This is a genomic window from Pseudomonas sp. GW821-FHT01E10, assembly GCF_059422365.1.
Genome location: NZ_JBWKWT010000003.1, coordinates 201,439 through 215,345 on the forward strand (window position 1 = coordinate 201,439; position 13,907 = coordinate 215,345).

Consider the following 13,907-nt stretch of genomic DNA (forward strand, 5'->3'; position numbering starts at 1 on the left):
AGAGGTTTTCATGCCTTCAACCCTAACCGCGGGGGGAAAGGATGGCAAGCAGTCGAAAAACTTTGAGAGGAATACTCGAAAAGCGGGTTTTTGCGAGATTTTATTGCTCGTAAGAAGCAGGATCGTTTTGTCGCTTGCGCAGTGTCTCAGCCATGCGCAATCGATAGAAGAGGGGTTGAGTGGGTTGAGAGTGTTCGGTTTGCCTGCGGGTTTCGGTGATGCTCAGGCCGTCTTCGCGGGCCTGCCCGCGAAGAGGCCATCAGTCTCAACCACTGCTTATGGCTGAAACGCACCAATGAAAATCGCCGGGTCCACCCGCGCATCGTTCAAGCTGACGTTCCAGTGCATATGCGGCCCGGTCGCGCGGCCAGTTGAGCCGACTTTCCCGACCACCTCACCACGCGCCAGTTGCTGGCCGACTTTCACGTCGATCTTCGACATGTGGCAGAACATGCTGATAAAGCCCTGGCCGTGGTCGACGAACACCGTATTGCCGTTGAAGAAGTAATTCCCGATCAGGATTACCTTGCCGGCGGCCGGGGTTTTGATCGGCGTGCCAGCGGGTACGGCAAAGTCGAGGCCCGCATGGGGATTGCGCTCTTCGCCATTGAAAAAGCGGCGCACGCCGAACTTGCTCGACAGCGGCCCATCGACTGGTTTGTCCAGCAACAGGTTGCTCGGGGTATTCGGGCTGAAGCTGCGGTAAGCCTGGATCTGCTCGGCCAACTCGCCCTCGATGCGCTTGAGATTCGCCGGGTTCGGATTGACCTGCTGCGTATTCTTCAGGGTGATGTGCTGTTCCGGGTATTTCTTGTTGCCGACGGTGAAGCTCAGGTTGCGACCACCGCTGCTCAGCGACTGGCTGCCCGGTTTGACCGTCAGCGGCACGCCGACGATGGCCAGCCAGTTGTTCTGCTCTTTGACCACCAATACGGGTTTGCCTTGATAACTGGCTTTCGGCGCCTGGGCGGAGCTGCCCAGATCAACCACTGCCACGCCGCCCGGCACCGGTTTGTTCAACAGGCGGGTGATGTAACTGTCGGCGTGGGCGTTGAAGGTCAGGCACAGCAACAGCAATGGAGCAAAAAAGCGCGGCATGGATCAATCCAGTAAAGAGAGGGTGACAGGCGTCAGGTGATTGTCTTCGACCCGCACTTGCAGTTCGCCATCGCCGAGTTTGGCTTTCAGGCGCTGGCCGGTGTGGGTTTGCGCGGCGCTGCGGATCGCGTTGCCGCGCTCGTCCAGCAGAATGCTGTAGCCACGAGCGAGGGTCGCCAACGGGCTGACCACATGCAGCGTCTGCATCTGACTTTGCAGTTGCAGGCGACGGGATTTAAGCCCTTCGCGCATGGCCCGGGGCAGGCGCTCGGCGAGGCTGTCGAGGCGCTGGCGAAGCATCGCCAGTTGTCGCCCGGGATGTTGCCCGGCGAGGCGGGTTTCCAGGCGGATCAAGCGCTCGCGACGGGTGTTGAGGCTACGTTCGAAAGCGCGGCGCAGGCGCATGTCCAGATCATCCAGGCGTTGCGCTTGCTGACGCAGGCGTTCGCCGGGATGGCGCAAGCGGCGAGAGATGCCTTCCAGACGCAGCCGATCGCGCATCAAGCGGTCACGCATGCGCATCACCAGTCGTCGGTGCAGGCTTTCGACCCGACGCACCAGATCGCTGGAGTCAGGCGCCAGCAGTTCGGCGGCGGCGGACGGCGTCGGCGCGCGAACGTCGGCGACGAAGTCACTGATCGATACGTCGGTTTCATGGCCGACGGCGCTTACGATTGGCGTCACACAGGCGTCCACGGCGCGGGCCACGGCTTCTTCGTTGAAACACCAGAGGTCTTCCAGCGAGCCGCCGCCACGGGCCAGGATCAGCGCATCGAAACCACGGGCGTCCGCCAGTTTCAGCGCGCGGACAATTTGCGCAGTGGCTTCGCGACCTTGTACGGCGGTAGGGATCAGCGTCAGTTGCACCTGCGGCGCACGGCGGCGGAACACACTGATGATGTCGCGGATCACCGCGCCGGTGGGTGAACTGATGATGCCGATGCGTTGCGGGTGCGCCGGCAGCGGCACTTTGCGCTCGGCACTGAACAGGCCTTCGGCGCTGAGTTTTTCCTTCAAAGCATCGAAGGCCAGACGCAGGGCGCCGTCACCAGCCGGCTCCACGGTGTCGAGAATCAGTTGGTAGTCACCACGGCCTTCAAACAGCGAAACCTTGCCACGAACCTTGACCGCCAGGCCGTCCTTCAGCGCCTGGCGAACCCGCGCGGCGTTCTGCCGGAACAGTGCGCAACGCACCTGGGCGCCGCTGTCCTTGAGGGTGAAATACACATGGCCGGACGCCGGGCGGGCGAGGTTGGAGATTTCGCCTTCGACCCAGATGTTGCTGAAAACGTCTTCGAGCAACACCCGCGCGCGGCCGTTGAGCTGGCTGACAGTCAGGACTTCCCGGTCCAGGCCGAGTCTTGCAAAGGGATCTTTAATCATGGGGCGCAGTTTAAAGGCATTCGGCGATCAATCTCCATGATCCGGCGAAAATCCCCTGTGGGAGCCCCCTCGCCACAGGTCGCTCCCCACAGGTTTGCTACGGCAGCCGGGTGAAGTGTTCAACGAATTGCTGAACCAGCGCGGTGGGATCTTGCCGGCAGGCGAGGGCGACGGTGCTGTGGCAATCCGGATCGGCCAAGGGGAGAAAATGGATATCCGGCGGCGCAATGTCCTGCATCGATTCCGGTAACAGCGCGATGCCGAACCCGGCCTGGATCAATTGCAGTTGCGTGGTTTTGCGTGACACCACCCGAGCCGCCCGGGGAAAGAACCCTTGGCGCATGCACAACTCGGCAGATAGATAGCTCAGACCGCCGCGCTGTGGATGAGGGATGGAAATAAACGCTTCATCCTTCAACTGTGCCAGATCGATGCCGTGCGTGGACTTATCCACAGCCAGCCGATGATTCGGCGGCACCGCCAGCAACAGACGCTCGCTGTACAGCGGAACAATCTGCACCCCTTCGCGCTGACGCAGCACCGGCAGGCGCAACAGACCCACATCGAGGCGACCTTCGGCCAATTCTTCCAGTTGTGCCTCCGAGGACAGCTTGACGATGTCCATCGACACCCCGGCATGCAGATCCAGATAAACGCTGATGCCGCGCAGCAGTCGACCACTCATGGGCACGGTGCTGGAATGGCTCAGGCGCAAGACGCCCAGTTGACCGGTGCCCACTTGAGTGGCCATTTCGCTGGCCTTGGTCAGTTCGTTCAGCAGGTTTCTGGCCCGAGGCAAAAAGGCTTCACCCGCTGCCGTCAGGCGGGGCTGGCGGGCGGTTCGTTCGAACAGCGGCGTTTGCAGGCGGGTTTCCATGTCCTTGATCTGTCGGCTCAAGGCTGACTGAGCAATAAACAGTCGTTCGGCCGCCGCGCTGAAGCTGCCGCTCTCGGCGATTTCCACGAAGTAACGCAATTGGCGGGTTGAAAGCACCAGGTATGCCTTTTTGAGATGGGTGATCGATTTTGAAGATATTAGTCGCAACGCCCGGCGCTGGCTAAAGTCATCACAGGAATAAAAGGAAGCCGTGTCGATGAATGTGCTGGAGTTGTTGAGCCAATGGCCGTGGGGTGTGGTGGATTGGTTGGTGATCGGATTGGGTGTTGCCCTGGCCTACATCGTGTTCGGCATTGCCGGTTTTGGCACCGCGCTGGTGGCGGGGCCGATTCTGATTCTGTTCATGCCACTGTCGAAAATCGTGCCGCTGTTGGTGCTGCTGGATTTCGTCGCCGCGTTCGGCAATCTGCTGCCCTCGCGCCGAGATGTAGAGCGGTCCGAATTGCTGCGACTGCTGCCGTGCATGGCGGTGGGTTGCACGTTGGGGGTGATCTTTCTGCTGAACCTGAAATCCGATGTATTGCTGCTGTTGATGGGGTTGTTTATCAGCGCCTATGCGATTTACAGCTTGTGGATTAAAACCCGTCCGAGGCAATTGTCCGCGGGTTGGGCGGTGCCGATGGGCACGGTGGGCGGGATGTTCGGGGCGCTGTTTGGCAGTGGTGGTTTTTTGTATGCGATCTATTTGAACAGTCGGTTGCCCAAGGACGAGGCCCGGGCCACCCAGAGTGCGTTGATCAGTTGCAGCACCGTGGTGCGTTTGAGCCTGTTTGCCGTCGCCGGTGTGTATGCCGAGCTACCCTTGTTGGTATTGGCGCTGTGTTTGTTGCCGGCGATGGCGCTGGGGCTGTGGATCGGTCGGCGATTGATCATGAAATTGTCCCGCGAGGCTTTCGTGCGGCTGGTGACCTGGCTGGTGCTGGCCAGCGGGATTGCCTTGATTGGGCGTTATTTGAGTACTTGACCGGATTTCGTCAGGGATTAAGCTGCCGGCCGCCCTGACAATCGGCGCACCGCAGCAACATCCATTTGACGCAGTAGGCTTGCACCATGAATTCGCAAAGCATCATTGTCCCGAAAATCTCCACACTGCCGGTACACGAACCTCGGGCCCGGGCGGTCGTGCGGTGGCTGGTGCGCAAGAACATCATAAAAGAAGAGCTGACCACCTGTGGCCGCACTGGCAATCACATGGCCCACGCCATCGCCGACGGCGCCCGCGCCGTGGTCCTGCACCCTGAAGCGCTGCCGTTCGGCGAGCCGATCAATGGGCTGGAGATCATCACCAAGCGTTGCATCTATACACCGGCCAAGGGTTTTCTCGAAGAAGCCGGCTGCGCCGAGTGCCGCAAGGAGATCGGCGAAGCGCTGTTCGAAAGCCTGGAAGACTGGATGCCGGGGCGCACCGATAACTTCACCTGCCCTGAATGCGGGCATGAAGACGACATCAACGGCTTTCTGTTTTTGCAGGAATGCGGCTTTTCCAACCTGGGGTTCATCTTCAACAATTGGCTCGAGGCCGGGTTCAAGCAGGACTTTATCGATGAGTTTGCCGATTGGCTGGATCAGCCCGTGAGTTGGGTCAAAGTCGAACTCTAAATGCCGGCGTTGGTCCCCTATGGGGGACAATGTTTCTCCGTATGTCAGTAATGCCAATAATAGACAGAGTTTTACATTGAACCCGAGGGGGTGTCTGACTATAATGGCGCGCTTCCATTTTCCCGCTCGGGAGCCCCCGCGATGCTGCGTATCAGCCAAGAAGCTCTGACATTCGACGACATTCTCCTAGTGCCCGGTTATTCCGAGGTGCTTCCTAACGAAGTCAGTCTCAAGACCCGCCTTACCCGTGGCATCGAGCTGAATATTCCACTGGTTTCCGCCGCTATGGACACCGTTACTGAAGCCCGTCTGGCAATCGCCATGGCTCAGGAAGGTGGCATCGGCATCATCCACAAGAACATGACCATCGAGCAGCAAGCTGCCGAAGTGCGCAAGGTCAAGCGTTACGAAGCCGGTGTGGTCAAGGACCCGATCACCATCGAGGCCGATGCCACGGTGCGTGAACTGTTCGAACTGACCCGCCTGCACAACATCTCCGGCGTTCCGGTACTGCACGATGGCGACCTGGTCGGCATCGTCACTTCCCGTGACGTGCGTTTCGAAAACCGCATGGACGTCAGTGTCCGTGAAGTGATGACGCCTAAAGAGCGTCTGGTCACGGTCAAGGAAGGCGCCAACAAGAACGATGTGCGTGAATTGCTGCACAAGCACCGCATCGAGCGCGTGCTGATCGTCGACGACAAATTTGCCCTCAAAGGCATGATGACCGTCAACGACATCGAAAAAGCCAAGGCTTATCCGCTGGCCAGCAAGGACGATCAAGGTCGTCTGCGCGTTGGCGCTGCAGTCGGTACCGGTAAAGACACCGGTGACCGTGTAGCTGCCCTGGTCCATGCCGGTGTTGACGTGGTGGTGGTCGACACTGCCCACGGTCACTCCAAAGGTGTGATCGACCGCGTTCGCTGGGTCAAGCAGAACTTCCCTGAAGTGCAGGTCATCGGCGGCAACATCGCCACCGGCGCTGCCGCCAAGGCCCTGGCCGAAGCCGGCGCTGACGCAGTCAAGGTCGGTATCGGCCCAGGCTCGATCTGCACCACCCGTATCGTCGCCGGTGTCGGCGTCCCGCAAATCAGTGCCATCGCCAACGTCGCCGCTGCCCTTGAAGGCACCGGTGTTCCGTTGATCGCCGACGGCGGCATCCGTTTCTCCGGTGACCTGTCCAAGGCCATCGTGGCGGGCGCCTCCTGCGTGATGATGGGCTCGATGTTCGCCGGTACTGAAGAAGCGCCAGGCGAGATCGAACTGTTCCAGGGCCGTTCGTACAAGGCTTATCGCGGCATGGGTTCGCTGGGCGCCATGTCCCAGGCTCAAGGTTCCTCCGACCGTTACTTCCAGGACTCCTCCGCGGGTGCCGAGAAGCTGGTTCCGGAAGGTATCGAAGGGCGTGTTCCTTACAAGGGCACCCTGAGCGCCATCATCCATCAACTGATGGGCGGCCTGCGTTCCTCGATGGGTTACACCGGCAGCGCCGACATCGAAGAAATGCGCACCAAGCCTGAGTTCGTGCGGATCACCGGTGCTGGCATGGCCGAGTCCCACGTCCACGACGTACAGATCACCAAAGAAGCGCCAAACTACCGCGTAGGTTGAGGCTTCAAGCAAATCGTTAAGCAACCGGGGCTGTTCTATTCAGCCCCGAGTTGTTTCTGAATCACGACTGTTTCTGAATTACTTAGACGAGACTGAATCATGGCCCTCGACATTCACGCTCACCGCATCCTGATCCTCGACTTCGGTTCCCAGTACACCCAACTGATCGCCCGCCGCGTGCGTGAAATCGGCGTTTACTGCGAACTGCATCCGTTCGACATGGACGAGGAAGCCATTCGCGAATTCGCTCCAAAAGGTGTGATCCTCGCCGGCGGCCCCGAGTCCGTGCACGAAGCCGACAGCCCTCGCTGCCCGCAAGCGGTGTTTGACCTGGGCGTGCCAGTCTTCGGTATCTGCTATGGCATGCAGACCATGGCCGAGCAACTGGGCGGCAAGGTTGAAGGTTCCGACCTGCGTGAGTTCGGTTACGCCCGTGTCGACGTGGTCGGCAAGAGCCGCCTGCTCGACGGCATCGAAGACCATATCGACGCCGATGGCCTGTTCGGCCTCGACGTATGGATGAGCCACGGTGACAAGGTCACCAAGATGCCGGAAGACTTCCACATCCTGGCCAGCACCCCGAGCTGCCCGATTGCCGGTATGTTCAACGATGACCGTGCCTACTACGGCGTGCAGTTCCACCCGGAAGTGACCCACACCAAGCAGGGCGGTCGCATCCTGTCGCGCTTCATCCTCGACATCTGTGGCTGTGAAGCCCTGTGGACGCCGTCGAAGATTGCCGAAGATGCCATCGCCCAGGTCCGTGCCCAGGTTGGCACCGACAACGTACTGCTCGGCCTGTCCGGCGGCGTGGACTCCTCGGTGGTTGCCGCGCTGCTGCACAAGGCCATTGGCGATCAGCTGACCTGCGTGTTCGTCGACAACGGCCTGCTGCGTCTGCACGAAGGCGAGCAAGTGATGGCCATGTTCGCCGAGAACATGGGCGTCAAAGTGATCCGCGCCAACGCCGAGGACCAGTTCCTCAACAACTTGGCTGGCGAGTCCGATCCAGAGAAGAAGCGCAAGATCATCGGCCGTACCTTCATCGATGTGTTCGATGCCGAATCCTGCAAGCTGGACAACATCAAGTACCTGGCCCAGGGCACCATCTACCCGGACGTGATCGAGTCGGCTGGCGCGAAAAGCGGCAAGGCGCACGTGATCAAGTCGCACCACAACGTGGGTGGCCTGCCGGAAGAAATGAACCTCAAGCTGGTTGAACCGCTGCGCGAGCTGTTCAAGGACGAAGTCCGTCGTCTGGGCCTGGAACTCGGCCTGCCGTACGACATGGTCTACCGTCACCCGTTCCCGGGTCCGGGCCTGGGCGTGCGGATCCTCGGTGAAGTGAAGAAGGAATACGCCGACCTGCTGCGTCGTGCCGACCACATCTTCATCGAAGAACTGCGCAAGGCCGACTGGTACCACAAGGTCAGCCAGGCGTTCGTAGTGTTCCAGCCGGTGAAATCGGTTGGCGTTGTCGGCGATGGCCGTCGTTACGCCTGGGTCGTTGCCCTGCGTGCCGTGGAAACCATCGACTTCATGACCGCGCGTTGGGCACACCTGCCTTACGAACTGCTGGAAACCGTCAGCGGTCGTATCATCAATGAAATCGAAGGCATCTCCCGCGTCACCTATGACGTGTCGAGCAAGCCGCCAGCGACGATTGAGTGGGAGTGATCCCGCTCTGACTGATCGTCGGTAACAACCGAAAGGCCCCGTGAATGTGAGTTCACGGGGCCTTTCGCGTTTCACGGTGCGGTGTTTCCCTACACTGGCAAGCGTCCTTCGAGTTTCATGCCCATGCCGGTGAGCGCATGGGAAAGGCTGATCAGGTTGGGGTAAGGTTTTTGATGGATGTCAGTCCAGGCGGGGCGATTGACCAGGTATTGCCCATCGGCCGTTCGTTCAACCAGAGTCTCTGTGATCAGGCCGGTTCTGCTGCGATGGACCAATGTCCAGGTTCCGTCAGATTCCTTGAAAGTGAACATTCCCTGGCGGAACAGCAGTTGAGCGATTTCGTCCGGGGTTCGTTGCAGCATGGGCATCGGTACTTGCAGGTGGATATCGGCATACAAGGTGTCGAAATCTCCATGAAAGTTAACGGGGGGCGGGCTGGCATTGCGGCCCACCTCTATGCCGTGGTCTATCTCCATATGCAGGCTGCGCTCGGGAAGTACTTCCTCGATACGCAAGCCGATACCGCCATTCATTTCACTGAGGCCGGCAATGCCTCTAAAGGTATTGGTGTTTTCCTGGCCCGTCAGCACGACCCATTTACCTGATCTGCCAAGCGCTTCATTGGCACGCATGATCGTGGTGGTGAGGTAGTTTTTAATGGATTGTTCCTGAACATCAATGAGGGACGATTCTGGATATCGGTAACTTGCCAGGCAATCGGTCGACTGGATCCGGATACCGTTCTCGCGAGCCACCTTGACGACCTCAAGAGGGGTGAACTGCCCGGCAGGATCGCTTTGTAACTGTTTCAAATACTTTTCGAGCATGCCGTCCATCTTTGCGCCTCTGCCGAAAATATTCAGGTCCATTTGATTGAAGTCATTGAGCAAGCGATGCATATAGATCGTCTTGACGCCTTGCCTGGCCAACGTCTGCATGTTCTCGATGAGGAACCGCATGCTGGCAATACGATCCTGGCTTTCTCCAATCACTAATCCCGGCGAAGCATCGAATATCTCCTGAATGAGTTCCGGGACAGTCATCGACGGCGTGATGACGGGTTGTACCGGGCGTGTCGGCAATGAGGCAAAAAAGTTTTCTTTGGAGAAGAAAGCACGAGCATCTCTCAATAGAGCTGTGCGATGTCCCGCGACGAACTCTTCATAGGGTGTCACCCCTTGTATGCGTCCGTTGGGAAGGTTGATTATTTTTATGTGCGTTTCTTTCTTACCTAGCCCCAGGAAGTTGAGCGACCGCCCATTGGAGGTGTCGTACTTCGTCGAGGGCACGCTAAATGATTCCGGTGGTCGGACATGGTCGGGAAACCGGGAAGGACCCGGAACAGCGGCGAGGTCGTCGTTGCCACCACCCTTCAAACCGGATTTGGGCGTCAACTCCCACTCGCCATCGGCGTTCAAACGCACGGGGATCGATCCTGAGGACGCGTGAGGGTTTGCCGGGTCGATGATGGCCCAGGTGCCACCGCCGTTGATGTCGGTTTCGTAACGCACGTAATAGGCTGCGTCGTTCATCATGATGGCAGTCGAGGGGTTGGAGTTGAGCGAGTAGATGCCCTGGAACTTGCCGCTGGTGGCAAGTGGCGCCTCACTTTCCAGAATCTCGTTACTTTGCCAGTGCTCCGGTACTTCAAGGTCCTGTGCCGGCACCGGTTTCAGGGGGATGAACTCTGGAAGTTGAGTGGTTGCGCGCTCTGAACCGTCGGACAACTCCTGTTCTTGCGTACCGATCGGTTCGGCAGGATTGTTGGCCTCCCGCAGGCTGGCCATTTCGGCGGCTTCGGCGGCCTCGGCCGAAGCGCCGACCTCTTCCAGAACATCGACCTCCTTGAGCAGCGGAAGGTTGAACAGAAGGTTGATTCCAGCCAGTACGGCGCCTTTTACGCCGGCCTTGCGCTCCGCCACCGTTTTGCCGTTCACGGCCTTGTCGATGTTCAAGCCCATTGAGGCGATGCTGGCGCCAATCACCGGCAGTGCAATCGGCCAGCCGAGCAGCGCCAGCGGCCCGAAGACGTGCAGACCGGCGCTCAGGTAACCCAGCCACATGCCTTTACGCAGTTGTCCGTTGGTTACCAGAGACAGATCGGCCTCTTGCGACATTGCGCTCTGCACATTACGGCTCAACCAGGAGAACGCGTCACCACTGATGGTGATGTTTTTCTGATTGATCAGATGGTGATCGTATTTGCCCCACGTGCCCACCAACTGGTTCATCAGGGGCGTAATGTTGTCGTGGATCTCCTGACGCACCGACAGCGGGAAGTGAGTCATGAACTCGGTATAGCGCGCGTCATCATTCATTTGCAGCAGGATCCACCAGTGCATGTCCGTCAACGTCGGGTGCACGTGAAACGCTTCTGTGGCCCCCGGGACATAGGTGATTTGCCGTCCGCTACCGTCATCGATACGCAGAATATCCGTGGCGACATGCCCGGCGACGTCCAGGGCGCACACCCGCAGATCTGCTGGTGCAGAGGTTTGCGCACGCAAGGTCTCCAGGGAGATCGGCCAGCATTTGTCAGCGGCGACGGCCCGGATGACGGTTTGGAACTCTTCCTCCTGCAGCGTACCGTTTTCCCGCGCCTCGATGGCTTTACTCAGATAGTTGCATTTCGCCAAGGTCCGGTAGTCATCGAAATGCGCGCTCCAGTAGGCGTTCAGCTTGTCCCGGTAACGGTCACTGAAGGTCTCGTGCCAGAAATCCTTGAGCACTGCGCTGGGGTACATCCGGACTTCGTTGGTTTCGTTGTAAATGCTGGCGGTTGCGTCGGCGGTGTAAAACCCGCCGTAACAGTCCAGCTGATCGAAATAGTCCTGATCAGTGACGTAGTACCGATGAATCACCAGCTGCGTCAGGGTCATTGACTGACTGGGTTTAGGGTAATGCTCCCAGCCCAGGAAGGTCTGGGTGCTGCTGGCCGTGACATTGCCAAAGCGATGCCACCAGACCTGATCCGGGTCCAGGCCGGTAATGCCGTGTTTTTTCAGGATTTCAGTGGCCATCACATGGGCTTCTTCGTGCAAATCGGGACAGGCAGTCACGATGACGGGTGCGATGGTCAGCAGGTGCTGTTTGTCTGCGGTATCGGGCAGCGTTTCACTTGTTTGATCGGTAGGCATGTTCTCGCTCCTTGAGAAATGGGCTGAGAGGATTGCCCATTTGCTCGAGGGAGGTGCACTACATAGTTATGTACAAACACGATTCTGGAACGTGTAGGGTCAGCGCCGTGCCACATCCGAAAAGTAGAACTTGTCGAGGGTATGCCGCGATTCGGTGTACTCGAACTGGCGGCCGTCCTGCAGGAACGTCTGGTTGCTGACCACAATCACATGGCTCTGGCCGTCGAGGTCCAGGTGTTGCTGGTCGTCCTTGCTGCGCGGCACCGCTTCGATGGTGCGCTGGGCATAGGCGATCTGCAGTTGCAGGGTTTGCTCGATGAAGGCATAGATCGAGTGCTCGGCGATTTCGCGGGACAAGCCGGGAATCACGTCGCTGACGAAATGGTTGATGTCCAGGATCACGCGTTTGCCGTCGATCCGCCGCACGCGCTTGATCCGCGTGATCACGCTGCCCTCAGCCGCCTTGATGTGTTCGAGCAGCGGGCCTTCGAGAGGAATCTGGGTGAATTCGACCACTTCGGTGCTGACGTCGTTGCCCAGTCGCGGGTAGGTTTCCTGGAAGCTGACGATGCCGCCGAGCTGAAACTCGATCGGGTTGGTGGACAGCACGAAGGTGCCTTTGCCATGGACTTTCTGGGCGAAACCGCGCTCCTGCAATTGCTCGATGGCCTTGCGCACGGTGCCGCGACTGGCTTGATAGCTGTCCATCAGTTCGGTTTCGGAAGGCAATCGGGCGCCGCGTTCCAGACGTTCGGTGGTAATGCTGGCAAGCAGATCGCTGTAGATCTGGTTGTATTTACTCATGGGGATGGCTCTGTGCCGCGTTGTGCTCAAGGTTTTGAACCTTAAGGGCAGGGTAGGGGTTTGTCCATGCGGCTTTGGGTTTCTTTGACTTAGGGGGTAGGAAATATCGCCGCCTGTCGGGTTCAGGATAAACAAAATCAAACTCGTCTGTACGAGTTGTTGCTTTAACTCGTACAGACGAGTATTTTTCGCTTCGGCGTGCTGCCAATAACAAAAAACTACAGCGGAAGAACAAGCATGAGCCATGACTATCCGAACATCGTCACCGAGCTGCTGCACAGCCTCGGTGGCAGCGACAACCTCGAGCAGGCCGCGCACTGTGTCACACGGCTGCGCCTGGCCCTCAAGGACCCGAGCCTGGTCGACAGCGCCACGCTGAACCGGATCGATCTGGTCAAGGGTTCGTTCTATACCGGCGGCCTGTTCCAGGTGGTGATCGGCCCTGGCGAAGTGGAAAAGGTCTACGCCGAGCTGCGCCGACAGACCGGTCTCGCCGTCTCGACCATCGCCGACGTCAAACAGAAAAGCGCCGACAAGATCAACGCCATGCAGCGACTGGTGCGGGTGTTTTCCGACGTATTCATGCCGATTCTCCCGGCGCTGATCATTGCCGGCCTGCTGATGGGCATCAACAACCTGATCGGCGCCAAGGGCATGTTCATCGAGGGCAAGACCCTGCTGGACGCCTATCCGACGCTGGACGGGCTCTGGAGCCTGATCAACCTGATGGCCAACACGTCCTTCGTGTTCCTCCCGGCGCTGGTGGGCTGGTCGGCGGCCAAGCGCTTTGGCGGCAGCGAAATCCTCGGCATTGTGCTCGGCCTGATGCTGGTGCACCCGGATCTGCTCAACGCCTGGAACTACGGCAAAGCGGTGGCCGGGCTTGAGGGGCAGAGCTTGCCGTACTTCGACATCCTCGGTGTGTTCCAGATCGAGAAAGTCGGTTATCAGGGCCAGATCCTGCCGATCCTGCTGGCGGCCTATGTGATGAGCGTCATCGAAAAGTGGTTGCGGGCACGGGTGCCGAACGCCATTCAACTGCTGGTGGTGCCGATCACCACCATCGTCGTCACCGGTGTGCTGGCGCTGGCGGTAATTGGTCCGGTGACCCGCCATCTGGGGATTCTCATCACTGAAGGCGTGGTCACCCTGTTCGACCTGGCGCCGATGGTTGGCGGGGCGATTTTCGGCCTGCTCTACGCACCGCTGGTGATCACTGGCATGCACCACATGTTTCTGGCGGTCGACCTGCAACTGATCTCCACCCAGGGTGGCACGTTCATCTGGCCGATGATCGTCATGTCCAACCTCGCACAAGGCAGCGCGGCATTGGGGGTGTTCTACATGACCCGCAGTGTGCGGGACAAAAGCATGGCCTCGACCTCGGCGATTTCTGCCTACTTCGGCATCACCGAGCCGGCCATGTTCGGGGTCAACCTGCGCTACAAGTTTCCGTTCTATGCGGCCCTGATCGGCTCGGCCCTGGGCTGCATCTTCCTGTCGCTGAACAAGGTCCAGGCCTCGGCGATCGGCGTTGGCGGCTTGCCCGGTTTCATCTCGATCATCCCGCAGTTCATTCCGATGTTCGTGGTCGGGATGGTGATTGCCATGGTCGTGCCGTTTGTTTTGACCTGCGGGTTGAGCATGAAGATTGTCCGGCCCGGGTATCGGGTCGCCTGATAGATCGCATTCGCAGTACC

At 59.1% G+C, this 13,907-nt stretch carries 10 protein-coding genes; 5 read left to right on the forward strand and 5 right to left on the reverse strand.

The genetic code is table 11. The features are described 5' to 3' along the window. Positions 1-276: 276 nt before the first annotated feature. The 3 genes from AC07V0_RS07425 to AC07V0_RS07435 all read right to left on the reverse strand — a co-directional run bounded on the left by AC07V0_RS07425 (position 277) and on the right by AC07V0_RS07435 (position 3,475). The gene (locus tag AC07V0_RS07425) at positions 277-1,098 is read right to left on the reverse strand and encodes a peptidoglycan DD-metalloendopeptidase family protein (protein ID WP_064620122.1); all 822 of its coding nucleotides are present in this window, start codon (positions 1,096-1,098) and stop codon (positions 277-279) included. Between the two features lie 3 nt (positions 1,099-1,101). After that, complete coding sequence (xseA, locus tag AC07V0_RS07430) at positions 1,102-2,481, reverse strand: exodeoxyribonuclease VII large subunit (RefSeq protein ID WP_018927054.1); 1,380 nt, start codon at positions 2,479-2,481, stop codon at positions 1,102-1,104. A 97-nt stretch (positions 2,482-2,578) separates the two neighbouring features. Then, positions 2,579-3,475: a LysR family transcriptional regulator gene (locus tag AC07V0_RS07435; RefSeq protein ID WP_086944747.1), complete on the reverse strand. Its 897-nt coding sequence runs from the start codon at positions 3,473-3,475 to the stop codon at positions 2,579-2,581. A 100-nt stretch (positions 3,476-3,575) separates the two neighbouring features. Here AC07V0_RS07435 and AC07V0_RS07440 point away from each other — a divergent pair, with 100 nt between their 5' ends. The 4 genes from AC07V0_RS07440 (at position 3,576) to guaA (ending at position 8,266) form a co-directional block, all read left to right on the forward strand. Beyond that, a complete protein-coding gene (locus tag AC07V0_RS07440; protein WP_086944748.1) occupies positions 3,576-4,343 on the forward strand; it encodes a sulfite exporter TauE/SafE family protein in 768 nt (255 codons plus the stop codon). 86 nt (positions 4,344-4,429) lie between these two features. Next, complete coding sequence (locus tag AC07V0_RS07445) at positions 4,430-4,978, forward strand: hypothetical protein (RefSeq protein ID WP_018927051.1); 549 nt, start codon at positions 4,430-4,432, stop codon at positions 4,976-4,978. 141 nt (positions 4,979-5,119) lie between these two features. Next, entirely contained in the window at positions 5,120-6,589 is a 1,470-nt protein-coding gene (gene guaB / locus AC07V0_RS07450) for an IMP dehydrogenase (protein WP_018927050.1), read from the forward strand. Between the two features lie 99 nt (positions 6,590-6,688). After that, positions 6,689-8,266: a glutamine-hydrolyzing GMP synthase gene (guaA, locus tag AC07V0_RS07455; protein ID WP_018927049.1), complete on the forward strand. Its 1,578-nt coding sequence runs from the start codon at positions 6,689-6,691 to the stop codon at positions 8,264-8,266. Positions 8,267-8,355: 89 nt separating this feature from the next. Here guaA and AC07V0_RS07460 read toward each other — a convergent pair whose 3' ends face one another. Both AC07V0_RS07460 and treR read right to left on the reverse strand, forming a co-directional pair. Continuing rightward, complete coding sequence (locus AC07V0_RS07460; protein WP_086944749.1) at positions 8,356-11,403, reverse strand: membrane-targeted effector domain-containing toxin; 3,048 nt, start codon at positions 11,401-11,403, stop codon at positions 8,356-8,358. Between the two features lie 99 nt (positions 11,404-11,502). Next, on the reverse strand, positions 11,503-12,207 hold the full coding sequence (treR, locus tag AC07V0_RS07465) for a trehalose operon repressor (protein WP_018927047.1): 705 nt from the start codon (positions 12,205-12,207) through the stop codon (positions 11,503-11,505). Between the two features lie 237 nt (positions 12,208-12,444). On the opposite strand from treR, the gene treP reads away from it, so the two are divergent. Continuing rightward, a complete protein-coding gene (gene treP / locus AC07V0_RS07470; RefSeq protein WP_064620096.1) occupies positions 12,445-13,887 on the forward strand; it encodes a PTS system trehalose-specific EIIBC component in 1,443 nt (480 codons plus the stop codon). Positions 13,888-13,907 lie beyond the last annotated feature (20 nt).